15 protein-coding genes are annotated in these 17,888 nt (G+C 74.9%); 8 read left to right on the top strand and 7 right to left on the bottom strand.

Annotated features, from left to right (window positions below):
* Positions 1–250: 250 nt before the first annotated feature.
* From WDV06_RS31160 to WDV06_RS31150, 3 genes are read left to right on the top strand one after another with little or no spacing between them, the layout of a single operon-like run.
* Complete coding sequence (locus tag WDV06_RS31160) at positions 251–766, top strand: hypothetical protein (protein ID WP_395513157.1); 516 nt, start codon at positions 251–253, stop codon at positions 764–766.
* A gap of 60 nt (positions 767–826) precedes the next feature.
* A complete protein-coding gene (lnt, locus tag WDV06_RS31155) occupies positions 827–2,470 on the top strand; it encodes an apolipoprotein N-acyltransferase (protein WP_395513156.1) in 1,644 nt (547 codons plus the stop codon).
* Positions 2,471–2,479: 9 nt separating this feature from the next.
* Positions 2,480–2,971 carry an NUDIX hydrolase gene (locus WDV06_RS31150; RefSeq protein WP_395513155.1) on the top strand — a complete coding sequence of 164 codons (492 nt, stop codon included), beginning with the start codon at positions 2,480–2,482 and terminating at the stop codon, positions 2,969–2,971.
* Here the strand turns inward: WDV06_RS31150 and WDV06_RS31145 are convergent.
* Positions 2,968–3,771 (bottom strand): trypsin-like serine peptidase, encoded by an 804-nt coding sequence (locus tag WDV06_RS31145; RefSeq protein ID WP_395513154.1) that lies wholly within the window; start codon positions 3,769–3,771, stop codon positions 2,968–2,970. The genes WDV06_RS31150 and WDV06_RS31145 overlap by 4 nt on opposite strands.
* Before the next feature lie 256 nt (positions 3,772–4,027).
* On the opposite strand from WDV06_RS31145, the gene WDV06_RS31140 reads away from it, so the two are divergent.
* A complete protein-coding gene (locus WDV06_RS31140; RefSeq protein ID WP_395513153.1) occupies positions 4,028–5,314 on the top strand; it encodes an ATP-binding protein in 1,287 nt (428 codons plus the stop codon).
* A gap of 153 nt (positions 5,315–5,467) precedes the next feature.
* Here the strand turns inward: WDV06_RS31140 and WDV06_RS31135 are convergent, their stop codons facing one another.
* The 5 genes from WDV06_RS31135 to WDV06_RS31115 form a co-directional block, all read right to left on the bottom strand.
* The gene (locus WDV06_RS31135) at positions 5,468–6,064 is read right to left on the bottom strand and encodes a hypothetical protein (protein WP_395513152.1); all 597 of its coding nucleotides are present in this window, start codon (positions 6,062–6,064) and stop codon (positions 5,468–5,470) included.
* Positions 6,061–7,677 carry a serine/threonine-protein kinase gene (locus WDV06_RS31130; protein ID WP_395513151.1) on the bottom strand — a complete coding sequence of 539 codons (1,617 nt, stop codon included), beginning with the start codon at positions 7,675–7,677 and terminating at the stop codon, positions 6,061–6,063. The genes WDV06_RS31135 and WDV06_RS31130 overlap by 4 nt, the downstream gene beginning before the upstream one ends.
* 209 nt (positions 7,678–7,886) lie before the next feature.
* A complete protein-coding gene (locus tag WDV06_RS31125) occupies positions 7,887–9,143 on the bottom strand; it encodes a Tm-1-like ATP-binding domain-containing protein (protein ID WP_395513158.1) in 1,257 nt (418 codons plus the stop codon).
* Positions 9,144–9,191: 48 nt separating this feature from the next.
* The gene (locus WDV06_RS31120; RefSeq protein ID WP_395513150.1) at positions 9,192–9,710 is read right to left on the bottom strand and encodes an NUDIX hydrolase; all 519 of its coding nucleotides are present in this window, start codon (positions 9,708–9,710) and stop codon (positions 9,192–9,194) included.
* A gap of 17 nt (positions 9,711–9,727) precedes the next feature.
* Positions 9,728–10,810, bottom strand: a complete 1,083-nt coding sequence (locus WDV06_RS31115) for a cation diffusion facilitator family transporter (protein ID WP_395513149.1) — start codon at positions 10,808–10,810, stop codon at positions 9,728–9,730.
* 159 nt (positions 10,811–10,969) lie between these two features.
* Between WDV06_RS31115 and WDV06_RS31110 the strand changes: the two genes are divergently transcribed.
* The 3 genes from WDV06_RS31110 to WDV06_RS31100 are packed head-to-tail and all read left to right on the top strand — an operon-like array spanning position 10,970 to position 15,053.
* Entirely contained in the window at positions 10,970–13,393 is a 2,424-nt protein-coding gene (locus WDV06_RS31110; protein ID WP_395513148.1) for an FHA domain-containing protein, read from the top strand.
* On the top strand, positions 13,390–14,046 hold the full coding sequence (locus WDV06_RS31105; RefSeq protein WP_395513147.1) for a hypothetical protein: 657 nt from the start codon (positions 13,390–13,392) through the stop codon (positions 14,044–14,046). Before WDV06_RS31110 ends, WDV06_RS31105 begins: the two co-directional genes overlap by 4 nt.
* Positions 14,046–15,053, top strand: coding sequence for a serine/threonine-protein kinase (locus WDV06_RS31100; protein WP_395513146.1), 1,008 nt, complete (start codon positions 14,046–14,048; stop codon positions 15,051–15,053). Before WDV06_RS31105 ends, WDV06_RS31100 begins: the two co-directional genes overlap by 1 nt.
* Before the next feature lie 24 nt (positions 15,054–15,077).
* On the opposite strand, the gene WDV06_RS31095 is transcribed toward WDV06_RS31100, so the two are convergent.
* Positions 15,078–16,346: a streptophobe family protein gene (locus WDV06_RS31095; protein ID WP_395513145.1), complete on the bottom strand. Its 1,269-nt coding sequence runs from the start codon at positions 16,344–16,346 to the stop codon at positions 15,078–15,080.
* 126 nt (positions 16,347–16,472) lie between these two features.
* Here WDV06_RS31095 and WDV06_RS31090 point away from each other — a divergent pair, with 126 nt between their 5' ends.
* The gene (locus tag WDV06_RS31090; RefSeq protein WP_395513144.1) at positions 16,473–17,753 is read left to right on the top strand and encodes a DUF6777 domain-containing protein; all 1,281 of its coding nucleotides are present in this window, start codon (positions 16,473–16,475) and stop codon (positions 17,751–17,753) included.
* Positions 17,754–17,888 lie beyond the last annotated feature (135 nt).

Below are 17,888 nucleotides of genomic sequence, written 5' to 3'. Positions count from 1 at the left end.
TCCACACCGAACCCGGAAGGCCCTCACCCGTTCAAGATCCCTCAGCCGAGACCTGCGTCACCCGTCCACAACCTCCCAGGACAGAACACCTAGGGCCTGTCGTCGAACTCCCGTCGTCGCCCGCGGGGCAGACGGGAGTGTGACGACAGGCCCTGGTCCTTCCCAGCCGGGCGGCCGCGGCCGGGGGCTTGATGCGCCGAGTGGCGCAGGGGCGGTGGCGGACCCGTGGAACGTGGGTACGCTGCTGCTCATGACGGGTCACCCTCCGGGCCCCCTCTGGACGGGTCGGGCCTCCAACCGGGCGCAGTGGCTGCTCGCCGCCGCCGGTGCGGCCTGCCTCGCGCTGGGCGTGGAGCTGGCCGTCGACAACTCCTGGGCCTCCGGATACGTTCCCCTGCTGATGTCCGTGATCGGCTGCCTCGCCGCCGGGCTGCTGATCCTCTACGGCACCCTCGCCTTCGTGTACGTGGCCGTCACCGTCGACGCCGAGGCCATGGAGGTGCGCTGCGGCCACATCGGGCTGCCGCGCCGCAGGATCCGTCTCGCGGAGGTCACCGCCGCCGAGTTCCTCCCCCGGATCACCCCGCGGCAGTGGGGCGGCTGGGGCTACCGCTGGCGGCCCGAGAAGGGCACCGCGGTGATCGTCCGCCGCGGGGAGGGCCTGGAGCTGCGGCTCGGTGACGGGAGGCTGTTCACGGTCACCGTCGACGACGCCGAGAACGCGGTCCGCGTCATCCGCACCCACCTGCGCACCCTCGCCCGCTGAACCGGAGTCCCGGGCCCGGTCTTACCCGCCCTTGGGGCGCGGCCACGTACACTCCGCCAAATGAGCAGCAGTGTCACCCGGGCCGCCGAGAGCGAGCCCTCCCAGCCCGCCGCACCAGCCGTGGCGGACACCCCGAGCGGGACCGCCGCGGCCGCCGCCGCGAGCTCCCCGGGCGCCGGGAAGCGCTGGGCCGCCCGGTCGGCGCGCCCCGCCCTGGCCGCGCTCGCCGGAGTGCTGCTCTACCTCAGCTTCCCGCCCCGCCCCCTGTGGTGGCTGGCACCCTTCGCCTTGGCCCTGCTGGCCGGCTGCCTGCGCGGCCGCCGCGCCCGGGCCGGGTTCGGGCTCGGGTTCCTCTTCGGGCTCGGCTACCTGCTGCCGCTGCTCGTCTGGACCAGCGAGGGCGTCGGCCCCGTGCCGTGGCTGGCCCTCGTCACCCTGGAGTCCCTCCTGATCGGCCTGGCCGGCCTGGGCATCGCGCTCGTGAGCCGGCTGCCCGCCGCACCGGTGTGGTCGGCCGCTGTGTGGGTCGCCGTCGAGGCCCTGCGCGCACGCGCCCCCTTCGGCGGCTTCTCCTGGGGCCGGCTCGCCTACGGGCAGGCCGACGGGGTCTTCGTACCGCTCGCCGCCGTCGGCGGCACCCCGCTGCTCTCCTTCGCCGTCGCCCTCTGCGGGTTCGGCCTGTACGGGGCCGCGCGCCTCGCCCGCCGCCAGCCGGCCCGCACCGCCGCGGCCGTCGCCGCCCTGACCGTCGCGGCCCCCGTCGCCGCCGCGCTCGCGGCCCGTCCGCTGGTGTCCGACGCCGCCGAGGACGGCACCGCCGTCGCCGCCGTCATCCAGGGCAACGTGCCCCGCGCGGGCTTCGACTTCAACGCCCAGCGCCGCCAGGTCCTCGACAACCACGCGAACCGCACCATCCAGCTCGCCGAGGACGTCAAGGCCGGCCGGGTCCCCAAGCCCGACTTCGTCGTGTGGCCGGAGAACTCCTCCGACATCGACCCCTTCACCCAGCCCGACGCCCACGCCGTCATCGACAACGCCGTCAAGACCATCGGCGTGCCCACCGCCATCGGCTCGGTCCTCGCCCCCGAGACGGGCCCGCTGCGCAACACGATGATCCTGTGGGACCCCGCCAAGGGCCCCGTGGACACCTACGACAAGCGCAAGATCCAGCCCTTCGGCGAGCGCATCCCGATGCGGTCCTTCGTCCGGCTGTTCAGCTCCGACGTGGACCGCGTCCGCCGCGACTTCGGCCCCGGCAAGGAGCCCGGCGTCTTCGACATGGCGGGCACCGGCGTCGGCATGGTCACCTGCTACGAGGCCGCCTTCGACGACGCCGTCCGCTCCACCGTCCGGGCCGGGGCCCAGGTCATCGCCGTGCCCAGCAACAACGCCACCTTCGGCCGGACCGAGATGACCTATCAGCAGCTGGCCATGGACCGCATCCGCGCGGTCGAGCACAGCCGCAGCGTCCTCGTCCCCGTCACCAGCGGGGTCAGCGCGGTCATCCGGCCCGACGGCACGGTGGTCAAGCAGACGAAGATGTTCACGGCCGACGCGCTCGTCGACGAGATCCCGCTGCGCTCCACGCAGACCCCCGCCACCCGGCTGGGCCCGCTGCCCGAGTACGCGCTGGTCGTGCTCGCCGCGGGCGGCCTCGGGGCGGTCCTGGCCCGCCGGCTCCGTGCCCGCCGAGCGGAGCGGTAGGGCCGGCGCGTGAGCACACCCGAGTTCATCCGCGAGATCAGGGCGGCCGGAGCCGGCCACCTGCTGCTCCTGCTGCCGGGCGTCACCGCCGTCGTCTTCGACGACGAGGGGCGGGTACTGCTCGGGCGGCGGGCCGACACCGGCCGCTGGTCGGTCGTCGGCGGGATCGCCGAGCCCGGCGAACAGCCCGCCGAGACGGCCGTGCGCGAGGTGTACGAGGAGACGGCCGTGCGGTGCGTGCCCGAGCGGGTCGTCCTGGTGCAGATGCTCGAACCGGTCACGTACGCCAACGGGGACGTCTGCCAGTACCAGGACATCACCTTCCGCTGCCGGGCCACCGGCGGCGAGGCCCGCCCGGCGGACGGGGAACTGCTGGAGGTGGCCTGGTTCGCCCCGGACGCCCTGCCTCCGCTGGAGCCGTTCGCCCTGCACCGGATCCGGCGCTCCCTCGACGAGGCGCCGACCTGGTTCGAGGCCCCGGCGGACCGGGACCGCGCCTAGCGGGGGTCGTCCCGGGGCGCGGTCTCCGACGCCTCGCGGTACAGGGCCGTCGCCCCGTCGGACATCACCGCGCTGTACGACACCTCCGGGACCGTGCCGCCGCCCTGGTGGCCGCCGAGGACCCCGGCCAGCGCGCCCCCCGCCAGCCACGGGCTGCCGCTGGTGCCGCCGCTCAGGTCGGGACAGTCGATGCGCCGCTGGGTGGGCGAGAACAGGCTCGTCGCGTTGGCGCAGCGCAGCGGGGCGTCCTCCACGCTCGGGTAGCCGAGGACGGTCACCGTCACGTCGCCCGGCTGCGCGGGGGCCACCGGGAAGCCCCCGACCACGTCCTCCACGGCCCGGGTCTCCCCGGCGCCGGCCGGCGCGACCGTCGCGAAGGCGATGTCCGCGTCGGGGTCCTGGCCGTCCCTCCAGCCCGGGGCCATGTACACGCGGGTCAGCCGCCACAGCCCGTACGGGGCCTCGCCGTCCCGGTAGCCGGGGGCGAAGACGGTGGTGTCCGGGTGGTCCAGGCAGTGCGCGGCGGTGGCGATCAGGTCGTGCCCCGGGCTGCGCACCACGGACGCGGTGCAGAAGTGCCCCCCGTCGAGCCCGCCGGCGAACAGTGCCCCGACCCGGCCGGCCACCGCGTCGGCGGGGGCCTCGCCGGTCACCCCGAGCGGGGACGCGGCCCCCGCCTCGGGCAGGTCCAGGCCGAGCAGGCCGCCCATCGCGGTCACCGCGAGCAGGATCCGTGACGCGCGCCGGGCACGGGCGCGGGGACGACCGGGCGCCTTGCGGGGGAGGAAGCGTTGGATCATGCGTCCGAGCCTCCCCGGAAAAACTGTGGCCCCGGCACGGAAACGCATATGAATCAGCTGTGAATGGCGCTCCGGCGGGGACCTGTCGGAAGCCATGAACCGGCCCCGGCCCGGGGGGCGCGGCTTCGGCGGAACCCACCGGTCTATGGACGCCGCGGAGGGTTTCGCGTCCCGATGTTGTGCACGGCGGTACGTGAGCGCCGGGCCCGCCCGCCCCTAGCCTCGCCGCAAGAGCACGAACGAGGGGCGGTACCCGGTGAACTGGCTCATCCACGACTACCGCGAGGGCGATCTCGCGGCGGTGGTCCATCTGATCGACACGACGGCCGAACTCGGCCAGGAGTCGGTCTTCTCGCTCGCCGAGTGCATCAGCGCACTGACCGACCGGCAGCCGTGCGTGGTCGCCGTCCACCAGGGGGTCCCCATCGGCGCGGCCCTCGCCTGCGTGACCGGCGAACGGGCCTGGGTGATGCGCATCGCCATCGCCGCCGGCTGGCGCGGACGCGGCCTCGCCAGCGCCCTGCTCGTCGAGCTGGAGCGGCGCCTGATCGCCGCCCGCGTGGGGCGGATCGCGTACGTCCTGCCCGAGGAGGACCTGCTCGGCGAGGGCCTCCTCAACGCCGGGTACACCCGCCAGCCCGCCGTCGCCTACTTCGAGAAGACCGAGCCGCTGCACGGCCCGGCGGCCGGACTCCTCGACGACCTCGGCGGCCGGTTCCTGCCGAACGACCTGTGGGCCAAGGTCGCCGGCATGGAGCAGGAGAAGGAGCTCATCGAGCGCCGCGTGGTGCTGCCGCTGGCCGAGCCCGAGCGGGCCGCCGCGCACGGGGTGCGCCCGCCGCGCGCCATCACCCTCTTCGGGCCCCCCGGCACCGGCAAGACCACCTTCGCCCGGGCCATCGCCTCCCGGCTGGGCTGGCCCTTCGTGGAGCTGCTGCCCTCGCGCCTCGCCGACGGCGGGAACCTGGCGGCCGCCCTGCGCCAGGCCTTCGCCCGGATCGCCGAGCTGGAGCGGGTGCTGGTCTTCATCGACGAGGTCGAGGAGATCGCCCCCGTGCGCACCGAGCCCGCGCAGCCCGGCGGTGCCCACGGCGTGACCAACGAGCTGCTCAAGCTGATACCCGGCTTCCGGGAGGGCGACGAGCGGCTGCTGGTCTGCGCAACCAACTCCATCCGCTCCCTCGACCCGGCCTTCCTGCGGCCCGGACGCTTCGACTACCTGATCCCGATCGGCACCCCGGACGCCGGGGCCCGCGCCGCGATCTGGTCCCGCTACACCGCCGGGCGCGCCGACGTGGACGTGGCCGCCCTGGTGGCGGCGACCGAGCTGTTCACCCCGGCCGACATCGAGCACGCGGCGCGGACCGCTGCGCAGGTGTCCTTCGAACGGGACCTGGAGGCGGTCGGCGCGCGCGGTGCGGCGGCCCAGCCCGGCGCGACCACGGCGGACTACCTGGCGGCGGTCGCCCAGTGCCGGCCCACGGTGACCCCGGCGATGACCGGGGAGTTCCAGGCCGACATCACCGCCCACGCGCGGTTCTGAGACCCCGTCCCCCGGTTGCGGCGGGGGACGGGTACGCGAAACGGCCCGCGGTCGCTCCCCGAAGCGGCCGCGGGCCTTCCGCGCGGACCCGGCGTCCGAGCGGCAGCGGCCGTGCTCCCAGGGAGTGTCGCCGGAGGGAACACGGCACAGGCCCTAGCGCGGGCAGGTGTAGGTGAACTCCGTGGCCGCCGTCAGCCGGGCCGGGGAGAGGAGCCTGAGCTCCGCACGGGCCGGGTAGGTGCCGTGGCCCCTGAAGGTCCACATGAGGTGGAGGGTCGCCTCACGGCGCCCGCTGGGGATCCGTTCCGTGAGGTCCTCCGAGCGGGTGCCGTCGCTGCGGACCCAGCGGTACGTCAGGGTCCCCGGGCGGCCGTCGGTCCGTACGACGGCCACCACGTCGGCCGCCGTGTCGCACGCCGGGCCCCGCGGGTCGGTGCTCACCGCCACCTCCCGCACCTGCACCCCGGGCCCGAACCGCTGCCAGCCCAGGTACGCGATCACCCCGGCCAGCACGACGGCGGCGAGGGTGTAGCGGCGCCAGCCCCGCCGCCGGGGCGGGGTGGGGGCGGGCGCGGGGGCCACGGGGAAGGGAGCGGGCAGGGCCGCCGTCACGCCCGGGCCGAAGCGCAGCACGGCGCCTTCGACCCGGTCGGGTGCGGCGTCGGCCGGGGGCGGCGGGCCGCTGAACCAGTGGCTGCCGAGGACGGTGGCGCTGTAGTCGTCGTCCTGCGGGGCGTGCGGATCGCTCATCGCGGCGGCTCCAGGTCCGTGCAGCGCACCAGCGGCTGGGAGTCGGAGGCCGGGGCGTCGGCCGCGGCGGGCTTCGTGGTGACCCGGACGCCGGCGTAGCAGCCGCGGCCGCGCGGGAAGGTGTGGGATCGGACCACGGTGGTCGGTGCGCCCGCCTCGACCACGATCGTGTCGGTTCCGTCGGGAACCGAGTAGGCGCCCTGCGCGTTCCCCAGGTACCACTGCAGGACGATCGTCACCGGCCCGCTGCCCCGGGTGGCCAGGGAGACGGATGCGTCGGCGCGGTACGCCCCGGGCTTGAGGGAGACGGCGAGCTCGGTCACCTGGAGGGTCGGACTGGGGGTGGGGGTCGGTGTGGGCGTCGGCGCGGGCGACCGGCTCGCCGTCGGCGTCGGGCTCCAGGAGGGGCTGCCGGTCGTGGAGGGCCAGGCCGTCGGCGTGGCCGTCGGCGAGGAGGAGGCCGTCGGCGTCGGGCTGCCCGAGGGCGACGGCGGGGCGGTGGGGGAGGGGCCCGGTGCCGGTGGGCCGGGCGTCGGCGCGGAGCCGGGCGCGGAGGGGCTGGTGGTGGCGAAGTCGCTGAGCGCCGAGGGCGGCGGAGGGGTGCCGACCGCGTCCGTCGTGAACACCAGGACCGCTCCCAGCACCAGCGCCAGACCGGTCGCCAGCCAGCCGCCGCGCCCCGGGGCCCAGCCCGAGCCGATCGAGGTGGTGGCCACCGCCGTGGTGCCCGCGGCCGCGCCGCCCGCGGAAGGGAACAGCAGCGGCAGCAGGGCCGCCAGCGCGGCCAGCTTGCGCTGTCCGCGCTCCTCCCACTGCGGGCCGTACGCGGCCAGCGCCACGGCCTCCAGTTCGGCGACGAAGGCCTCGGCGTTCTCCGGCCGCTGCTCCGGCCGCTTGGCCAGGCCCCGGCGGATCAGCGGCCGTACGGGTTCGGGTGCCTCGGTCTCCGGTACGGGCGCCTCGATGTGCTGGACGGCGAGCTCGGCGAAGTTCGCGCCGTCGTAGGGCTTGCGGCCGGTCAGGCACTCGAAGAAGGTCGCCGTGGCCGCGTACACGTCGGCCGTCGGTGAAGCCGGCTGTCCCTGCCACTGCTCGGGGGCCATGTAGGCGGGGGTGCCCGCGACGCCGGGGGTGGTGCCGCGGCCCGCGGCGATGCCGAAGTCCACCAGCTTGGAGGAGCCGTCGGCCGCGACCAGGACGTTCTCCGGCTTGTAGTCGCGGTGCACGACGCCCGCCCGGTGCGCGGCGGCCAGCCCGAGCAGCGAGCCCTTCAGGACCACCAGGGCGGCCTCGGGCTCCGTCCGCCCGGACTCGCGCAGCACGGCCCGCAGGGAGACCCCGTCGACGAGCTCCATGACGATCGCGGCCCCGTCCGGCGCCTCGACGTACTCGTAGAAGCCCGTCACGTACGGGGAGACCAGGCCGCCCAGCAGCCTGGCCTCGGCCCGGAACTCGCGGACGAACGCCGGGTCCTCGCGCATCCGGTCGCTGAGGTACTTCACCGCGACCGCCGTGCCGGTGCCGTCGTGGACCGCGAGCACGACCCGGCCGCTGCCGCCCGCGCCGAGCTCCCGGACCTCGGTGTACCCGGGTACCGTCCAGCCGTCGTTCATCCCCGCCCCCCTCCGTGGCGCCACCGTCTCCCAGAGCCGGACCGGTCGGTTCCGACCGGCCACACCCAGGGACACCATTGAGCCACGGCCGGTTCCCGACCCACCGGCCCGTCCGAACCTCGGACGGGCGGACAGGCCGGGAACGGTCGGAAGCGGGCGGAAAGGGACCGGAAACGGACGTGAACGACCCGAATGCGGTCAGGCCCGGTTCACGCCGCGGCCGACACGGCGCCGATCATGGCGTGCAGGCGGTCCGCGGCCGCCCGCCCGAACGCCGGGTCGTTGATGTGCGTGTCGTAGTCGTAGAGCCGCGCGGAGCTGTCGCGCAGGCCCTCGCGCAGCGCCGAGAACAGGGCGCCGTCCGCCTCCGGGTCGTGGTACGGCCCTCCCGGCGCGCCCAGGGTGGACAGCCCGCGCAGCGGCACGCAGACCGCCGTCGGACCCGTCGCCGCACGCAGCTTGGCGGCCACCCGGCGCCCGAGCTCCGCGCACTCGGACTCCGTCGTGCGGATCACCGTGATCGACGGGTTGTGCACCCGCACCCGCCGGTAACGGGCCCGTTCCGGCAGGGTCTCCAGCGGGCCGAACTTCACCATGTCCAGCGCCCCCAGGCTCACCACCTGCGGGACCCCGGCCCGCCCGGCCGCGCTGAGGCGGTCGGGCCCGGCCGTGAGGATGCCGCCGCACAGGTCGTCGGCGAGCTCGCTCAGGGTCAGGTCGAGGACTCCCGCGAAGACCCCCTGGCCGGCCAGTTTCTCCAGGGTGCGGCCGCCGGTGCCGCTGACGTGGAAGACCAGCACCTCGTAGCCGAGCTCGGTCAGCCGCTCGCGGGCGGCGTCCACGCCGGCCGTGGTCACCCCCGCCATGCTCGCGGCCACCAGCGGCCGGGATCCCGAGCCGAGCCGGGCCGGGCGGCTGCGGTCCAGCGCGGAGCGGGCGAAGCCCTTGGCCATCCCGGCGATCGCCTCCGCGGCGTTGGCCAGGACCGGCGCCGAGATGCTGTTGATCCCGGCGATGTCCACCACGCTGTACATCATGGTGAGGTCCGAGGAGCCGACGTACGGGGAGACGTCCCCCGAGGCCATCGACGAGACCATCAGCTTCGGCACCCCGAGCGGCAGGGCCCGCATCGCCCGGGTGGCGATCGAGGTGCCTCCGCTGCCGCCTATCGCGAGCACGCCGTGCAGGCGGCCCTCGGCGTGCAGCCGTAAGAGGGTCGCCTCCGCGCCCCGGGCCATCGTGGTCACGGCCGCGCCCCGGTCGGCGTCCGTGCGCAGCCGTGAGAGTTCGGTTCCCGCGGCCCGCGCCACCTCTTCGCGCGGCACGTCCGCGGGAACCCGGGGTTCTCCCATGATCCCCGTGTCGACCAGTACCACCTCGACGCCGGCGCGCAGCAGCCTCTCGCGCAGCCAGCCGTACTCGACACCCTTGGTGTCCAGGGTTCCCACCAGCACGACGTTCGTCATATGTGCAATGTCCATGCAGGTGAGGTTTGTTGGCAAGTAAAGGTCAGGTCAATCCGTCAGGAGGGTCAACAACCCCTCCAGAAAAGGGATTTGACCGGCAATCAGTTTGTTTCGGGCCGTCGGTGGGTCGAACCAGGCCACTTGGTCCAGCTCGGGGAACTCCCGCTCGGTCCCGGAGTGCGGCGGCCATTCCATGGTGAAGGTCCCGGGCACCATCAGCGCGGGGTCGAGGTCGGCCTCCACTGCCCAGACGGTCACCCGCTTCCCGCTGCTCAGCCGGACCTCGCCCAGCGGCAGGTACTCGCCCTCCGGCGGGGGCAGCCCCAGCTCCTCGGTGAACTCCCGGCGGGCCGCGTCGCGCGGGGTCTCGTCCGGCCCGTACTCGCCCTTGGGGATCGCCCAGCCCCCCGCGTCCCGGCCCGCCCACAGGGGCCCGCCCATGTGGCCGAGCAGGACTTCGATGCCGCCGTCACCGCCGTCACCGCCGGCCCCGTCCCCGCTCCGGCGGAACAGCAGCAGGCCCGCGCTCTGCTTGTACCTCTTCGGTTGCGTCACGGTCCCATACATGCCCCGCCGGAGGGCGATCAGTGCGCGTGCGGCCCCTGGCGGTGCACCGGGCCGTGCGCGTCCGCGCAGTGCGGGTCCGCGTCCTCGGGTCCCTCACCCGCCCGGCCGACCGAGAGCAGCTCGTCCTGGACGTGGTCCACCTGGAGGGTGGTGTGGGTGATCCCGTACTCCTTCGCCAGCAGCGCCTCCAGATCCCGCCGCACGGCGTGGCAGTCCCCCGCCGGCTCCACCAGGACGTGCGCCGACAGGGCCGCCTGACCCGAGGTGATCGTCCAGATGTGCAGGTCGTGCACCTCCGACACCGGCGGGTGCCCCGCGAGCCGGTCGCCGACCGCGTCCGGGTCCAGGTGCGCCGGAGCGGCCTCCATGAAGATCCGGCCGGACTCGCGCACCAGCCCGTACCCGGCCTTGACCATCAGCGCCACCACCACCAGCGAGGCGATCGCGTCGGCCTGCACGAAACCGGTGGTGAGCACGATGAGACCGGCGACGGCCGTCCCGATGAAGGCGAACAGGTCGTTCAGGACGTGCTGGTAGGCGCCCTCCACCGCGAGCGAGGTCCGGTTCGCCCGCGAGATGCACCAGGCCGCGGCCACGTTCACCACGATCCCGGCCAGCGCCGTCACCAGCACCGGGCCGCCCTCCACCGGCGGCGGATCGATCAGCCGGCGCACCGCCTCGTACGCCAGCCAGACGGCCAGCAGCAGCAGCGTCAGGCCGTTGGCCTGGGCGGAGAGTATCTCCGCGCGCTTGAGCCCGAACGTGAACCCGCCGCGCGCCGGCCGGGCCGCCAGCCGCATCGCCACCAGCGCCAGGACGATCGACACGGCGTCCGTCAGCATGTGCGCGGCATCGGAGATCAGGGCCAGCGAATGGGCCAGCACGCCGATGACCACCTCGACGGCCATGAAGCCGCCGATCAGGGCCAGCGCGATCGCCAGCCATCGGCGGTCGGCGTCGGGGTCCACTCCGTGGCTGTGGCCGCCGGGGCCGTGGCTGTGCCCGCCGTGGCCGTGGCCGTGGTCCGGCCCGGGGCCGTGCTCGTGCACGCTCCCGGTACCGGGCCCGTGGTCGAGGTCGTGGCTGTCGCGGCCGGTCATCGGCTCCCTCGTCTCTTCGGCTGTTCGGTTCCGACGCGTGAAGTGAAGCGCACCCGGACGCAGAGGGCAAAGGCTGCAACGGGGACCGTTGTCATTACCCATAAGACCCGCCTGACCTGCGCTTATGCCGAGCTCGGCGGATCGTGCGAAAATCTGTTCATGGTCCAGCGCCCCGGTGTGCCGACCGCGCCCGAACTCGTCCTGGAAACCGCCCGAGGCTCCACGGAGATGAGCCCCGGCAGGACCTATCACGTCGGCCGCGACCCCCTCTGCGAGATCTGCTTCGACGACGCCCGTGTCTCCTGGCACCACGCCGTCCTGCGCCCCGACGGAGATCACTGGACCGTCGAGGACGAGAACAGCACCAACGGAACCTGGGCGGCCGACGGCCACCGCGTCCGCGCCGAGAGCGTCGGCCCCGGCAGCGAACTGCGCTTCGGCAACGCCGTCGACGGCCCCCGCGCCGTCCTCGTCGGCCGTACGCCGCCCCCCGCCCCGCCCGGGCCCGCCCTCCGGGGCCGCCCCTCCTCGGTCACCAATCCGGCCATGACCAGCACCTTCCGGCAGCCCACCAGCGTCCGGGCGGTGCCCGCGCGGACCGCCCTGCGCATCGGCCGGGACCCCGCCAACGACCTCGTCCTCGACAACCTCGTCGTCTCCCGCCGCCACGCCGAGCTGCGCGCCCTCGCCGACGGCACCTTCGAGATCGTCGATCTCGGCAGCCACAACGGCACCTACCTCAACGGAGCTCCCGTCACCCGGGCCCGGATCACCGACGGCGACATCGTCGGCATCGGCCACTCGGCCTTCTGCCTGGTCGGCGACCGGCTCCTGGAGTACACCGACACCGGCGAGGTCTCCCTGGACGTCCAGGGCCTCGGCGTCACCGTCGACCGCGGCCGCAAAACCCTGATGGAGGGGGTCACCTTCCCCGTCGGCGCGAAATGCCTGCTCGCCGTCGTGGGCCCCAGCGGCGCCGGCAAGTCCACCCTCCTGGGCGCGCTCACGGGCCTGCGCCCCGCCGACACCGGAACCGTCCTCTACGACGGCCGCGACCTCTACCACGACTACGCCGAACTGCGCAGCCGCATCGGCCTCGTCCCCCAGGACGACATCCTGCACGCCCAGCTCACCGTCCGCCGCGCCCTCCTCTACGCCGCCGAACTGCGCTTCCCGCAGGACACCAGCCGGGCCGAACGCGAGGCCCGCGTCGACGAGGTGATCCGCGAGCTCGGCCTCGTCCAGCGGGCGGACCAGCCCATCCACAGCCTCTCCGGCGGCCAGCGCAAGCGGGTCTCCGTCGCCCTCGAACTGCTCACCAAGCCCTCACTGCTCTTCCTCGACGAGCCCACCTCCGGCCTCGACCCCGGCATGGACCGCTCGGTGATGAACATGCTGCGCGGCCTCGCCGACGACGGACGCACCGTCATCGTCGTCACCCACAGCGTGCTCAGCCTCGACGTCTGCGACCGGCTGCTGTTCCTGGCCCCCGGAGGGCGCGTCGCCTACTTCGGCCCGCCCCAGGAGGCCCTCGGGTTCTTCGGGTTCGCGGAGTGGCCCGAGGCCTTCGAGGTCTTCGAGAACGACCGGGAGCGCGACTGGGCCGGAGCCTTCCGCGCCTCGCCGGCCCACCGGCGCTACGTCGAACTCACCGCCCGCGGGCCTGCGCCCGTAGCGGCGGCCTCCCCGGGGGCCGGCCCGGCGGCACCGCCGCCCGCACCGCCGCCCGCACCGCCGCCCGCACCGCCGCCGAAGGCGCAGAGCTGGGGTTCCCAGCTGTCCACCCTGGTCCGCCGGTACGCCGCCGTGCTCGGCGCCGACCGCACCTTCCTCGTCATCATGGTCGCGCTGCCGTTCATGATGGGCGTCATGGCCCGCGCGCTCGCCGGGAGCACCCTTACCGCCGAGACCGTGCTCAACGCCCTGCTCATCCTCACCATCGGCGGGGTGCTCACCGGCGCCGCCAACGCGGTCCGCGAACTGGTCAAGGAACGCGTCATCTACCAGCGGGAACGCGCCGTCGGGCTGTCGCGCACCGCCTATCTGATGTCGAAGGTGGTGGTGCTCGGCACCATCACCGTCGCCCAGGCCGTCGTGCTGACCCTGATCGCCCTCGCCGGAGTCGACCTCAACGCCCCCCAGGGCAAGGGCGTGCTGCTGCCTCCGCTGCTGGAGATCACCATCGCCGTCGCCCTGCTGTCCTTCACCGCCATGATGCTCGGCCTGGTGATCTCCGCCCTGGTCCGCAAGGAGGAGGTCACCATGCCGCTGCTGGTCCTCCTCGCCATCATCCAGGTCGTCTTCTGCGGCAGTCTGCTGAAGCTCTACGGCGTCCCCTTCCTCGAACAGGTGGCGTGGCTGGCGCCCTCCCGGTGGGCGATGGGCGCGATGGGCGCCACCCTCCAGCTCGGCAGGATCATGCCCGGCAAGATCACGCAGGACCCGCTCTTCCACCACGAGGCCCGGGTGTGGCTGTTCTGCATCGCCGTGATGATCGTCCAGGCCGTGGCCTTCGGCCTGGTGGTGGCACGGCTGCTGCGCATGCAGGAGCCGGCCGTCATGAGGAAGCAGCCGAGGCGATGACCTTCCCCGAACCGATCCCGGAGTTCCACCCCACCCACGTCGTGCCCCAGGAGGGGCTCCCCGCCTGGGAGGCTCCCGACGTGGCCCGCCCGACCGCGCCCCTGGACCCGTTCCTGCCCGTGCAACTGCTCACCCGGCGCGGCGAGTGGACGGAGATCCTCTGCGCCAACGGCTGGTCCGCCTGGGTCGACGGACGGCTGCTGGTGGCGGTCCCGCAGCCCCCGCCCACGTCCGGCCGGCCCCTCGCCCGGACCGAGGACCCCGGACCGCTGCTGGGCCGCGCCGCCGAGGCCCTGGAGCGCTACCGGCGCGCCGTACGGGAGCACGCCGACGGCGCCTCGGGCGGTGAGGACTTCGGACGGGCCGTGCGGGGGCTGCGCGTGGGGATCGTCATCGACGGGGAGTCCGCGTGGCTCTACGACGAGTCCTCGCGGCGGTGGATGTACGCGGACGGCAACCGCCTGGCGACCTACGCGGTGGTCTCCGGACCGGGCGCCGCGTCCGGCCTCCCGCCGGAGCCGCAGGCGCCACCGGCCGCGGCCCCGGCGGGCGGTGGGGCGGAGGCGGAGACCTCGGCGGGTGCCCCCGTACCGCCCGAGACGGGGCATGAGCCGACCCGCACCGTGGACGTCCCCGGGACCGGAGAGCGCTGATGGGAGCCGCCGACTCACTGGGCGGCCGGCCCTCCGGACTGCTGGGCAAGCAGATCGCCGGCTATCTGGTGGAGAGCGAGATCGGGCGCGGCGGGATGGCGGTCGTCTACCGGGCGCGCGACCTGAGGCTGGACCGTACGGTGGCGCTGAAGCTGCTGGCCCCCGAACTCGCCCGCAACGACACCTTCCGCAAGCGCTTCGCCCACGAGTCGAAGGCGGCGGCGGCCATCGACCACCCGCACATCGTGCCCGTCTTCGAGGCGGGGGAGACGGACGGACTGCTCTACATCGCCATGCGGTTCGTCGCCGGGCAGGACCTGCGGGCCCTGCTGGACCGGACGGGCCCGCTGCCCGTGGAGACGGCCGCCCGGATCGCCGGCCAGGTGGCCTCCGCGCTCGACGCGGCCCACGACCACGACCTCGTCCACCGCGACGTCAAACCCGGCAACATCCTCGTCGCGGACGGCACGGACAGCGAACACCCGGAGCACGTCTACCTGACGGACTTCGGACTGACCAAGAAGTCCCTGTCGCTGACCGGGTTCACCAGCGTCGGGCAGTTCGTCGGCACGCTGGACTACGTGGCGCCCGAGCAGATCGCCGGGAAACCGGTGGACGGGCGGTGCGACGTGTACAGCCTGGGGTGCGTGGTCCAGGAAATGCTCACCGGCGGGCCGCCGTTCCAGCGGGACGACGACATGGCCCTGCTGTGGGCCCACCAGTTCGATCCGCCGCCCGCCCCGTCCTCGCGGCGGCCGCAGCTGACGGCGGCGGTGGACGAGGTGCTGGCGAAGGCCCTGGCGAAGTCCCCGGAGGACCGCTGGGGGAGCTGTCTGGAGTTCACGGGCGCCCTGCGCCGGGCGGGTACCGTGCCGGCCGCCACCCCGGTGGCGGGCGCCGTCGGCGGGGCCGCCGCGGAGGCCGGAGCCCTCGTACAGGCCGCCGGGCCCCCGCCGCCGCCCCCGCCGCCGCGGTGGGCCCTGCCGGTGTTCCGCGGCCGGGCCTGAGACGCCTGGCCGGGCCTGAGACGCCTACGGGTGCTGCCGCCCGGCGGGCGCGGGTCCGTCCACCCGGCCGGGGTGGTACAGGGGTCGGGCCAGGAGGGCGCCGAGGAATCCGGCCACCGCGCCCCAGAGCAGCCCGAGGCCGGTCGTACGCCACAGTGAGGCGGTGAGTTCGACCTTGCCGCCGAGCCCCGAATCGTCCCCGATGCCCAGCAGCGAGAGCCCGAACCGGATTTCGATCCGGCCGAGCAGGCAGACCGTCAGGGTGGCCAGGGCGAGCGCCACCCCCAGGTGCAGGGCGTGCTGCCAGGGCCGGATCCCGGCCGGGGAGTGCACGGCGGCCAGCACGCCCGTGCCGAGCAGGGCGACGACGGCCACCGCGACCAGCCACCACGCCCGGCCGTCATGCCGGGCGAGGGAGGACACGTCGACGGTGGACAGGTCGGGCCCGCGCAGCACCCGGTCCAGCAGTTCGGGCACCGGCAGGCCGAACGGGCCCTCGGCCCGGCCCTGCCAGGCGCCCCCGAAGCCCAGGGTCAGTCCGAGCCAGGCCAGGTTGGGCAGGCCGAGCAGGAGCACGGCCAGCGTCCGGGTGGCGTGCCCCTGGGTGGCGGCCACCACCAGGCCGATCACGAGCCCGAGGGCCACGTACCCGACGAGCAGCACGGCGGTGGCGAACGCGGCCGGGCGCACCGCCGTGTGGAAGCGCAGCAGGCCGGCCGGCAGGGGCGCGCGCGGGGAGACGAGCAGGGCGATCAGCAACAGGCCCACGATCCACAGCAGTCCGAAGCCCAGGGTGGCGGGCAGGTCCGCCCGGAAGCCCGCCGTCGGGGTGGAGTCGAGGAGATCGCCGAGGTCCTCCAGCGGGGAGTCGCCGTTGAGCAGGCGGAAGGTGTGGTCGGCGAAGAGCGCGAAGAGGGTGAGGAGGACCAGCCACAACACCGTCGGCAGGGCGCCCCGGACGAGCAGTTCGCGGGGCCGGGCCACCGCGCGGTGGCGCAGCGGGCGCAGGAACAGGTACCCGGTGGTCAGCGCGCCGGCGAGGCTCACCGACAGCGGGAGCACGGACAGGCTCGCGTCGGCGCCGCCCAGCAGCCCGGCGCCGCCCGTGATGCGGACCTCGCCGCCGGACGCCATCACGACGACGGCGGCGACCACATGGGCGAACGCGCCGCCCGGCAGGTCGGCCGCGCCGGCGCAGGCCAGCCCGGCGGCGGCCACCGCGGTCATCACCGCGAAGCCCGCCACGACGGCGACGAGGGCGTCACGCCACGCCCTCGCGGAGGTGCTGTTCACCCTGCAACCGTGGCATCCCCGGCTTGCGGCCACCACTCGGACCGCGCACACAATGGGCGGCAAGAGTGCCTGAAATCCGGCAGATGTCCGGAATCAACCCCGTTCGGTGCTCGGGAAGAAGGGCCCGTGACCACTCAGCCGTCCGGCGGGCAGCCGCCCCCGTTCTCCTCGCAGCCGCCGGCCTCGGAGCGTCCCACCGGTCCCCCTTCCGGCCCCCTCTCGGGCGGGGACAGGGGGTCCACGCCCCCACCGCCCGCACCCCCCGGCGGATCGGGGGGCGGTTCCTCCGGCGGTGAGCCGCCCGGACGGCCCTGGTGGCGGTCCGTGCCCCGGCTGGTGACGGCGGCCGTGGCGGTGGTGGCCGTGGCCGCCCTCGCCGTGGTGCTGACCCGGCCCGGCGGCTCCTCGGGGCAGGCGGGCGGCGAGGTGTTCCTCCAGCCGGCCGCCGCATCGGGGCCGGACCCCTTCACCGACTCCACCGCCGCCCGGCAGGCGACCCCGCCGCCGCAGAGCAAGCCCCCCGGCCCGGCGACCGGCGCGGCCGCGAGCACGGCTGCCGGCACGACGGGCACGCGCAGCGTCAGCGGCTCCGCCCCCGGCCTCTACGGCGGCACGCGGGACGTCGCCAGCTGCGACGTGGAGAAGCAGATCGCCGCCCTTTCCGGAGACCCCGCCAAGAACGCCGCGTTCGCCTCCGCCCTCGGCCTCGAACCGGGCGCGGTACCCGGCTACCTGCGCGGGCTCAGCCCCCTCCAGCTGCGCCTGGACACCCGGGTCACCAACCACGGTTACCGCGACGGCACCGCCACGCCTTACCAGGCCGTGCTCCAGGCCGGGACGGCCGTGCTGGTGGACGACCGGGGCGTGCCCCGGGTGCGCTGCGTGTGCGGGAACCCGCTGGGCCCGCCGGTGGCGCTGAAGGCCAACCCCAAGCGGCACGGGCAGCCGTGGAGCGCGTACGAGCCGGAGAAGGTGGTGGCCGTCGCGCCGGCGGAGCACACCGTGAACGCCTTCGTCATCTACGACCACCAGGACCACCGCTGGCTCGAACGCGGGCGGGGCGCCTCCCCGAAGCCGGACAAGCCGGTCCCGCCCCCGGCCGTCGCGACCCCGGTGCCCACCACCGTCCCGCCGAGCGCGCCCCCCGCGTCGGCGGGCACCACCCCGCCGGCCGCCTCCTCGGCCCCGTCCACCGCGAAGCCCACCGGCCCCGCGTCGGGGACCGCCACCGAACCCCCGGCCGCCACTGCTACCGGCACCCCCTCCGAGCCGTCCTCCGAGCCGCCCTCGGAGCCGCCCTCGGAGACCGCCACGGAGCCCTACCCGCCGGCCACCACCCCGGCCCCGGCCACGCCCCCGCCGGCCCCCGCCACCACGCCGCCCGCGCCCCCGGCCAACCCCTACTAGGGGTACGCGCCGGCCCCCCGGGCCCCGCCCCCGGGGGGGGGGCGGGGGGCGCCGCGGCCCCCGCCACGGTGGTGTCCACCGGCTGTACCTCGGGGATCGACTCGGTCGCCCACGCCGTCGACCTGATCCGCGAGG

The organism is Streptomyces racemochromogenes (genome assembly GCF_044129415.1).
Classification (GTDB): domain Bacteria; phylum Actinomycetota; class Actinomycetes; order Streptomycetales; family Streptomycetaceae; genus Streptomyces; species Streptomyces racemochromogenes_A.
The sequence above is the reverse complement of the archived record's forward strand: the minus strand, read 5'-3'. Positions and strand labels throughout refer to the sequence as shown.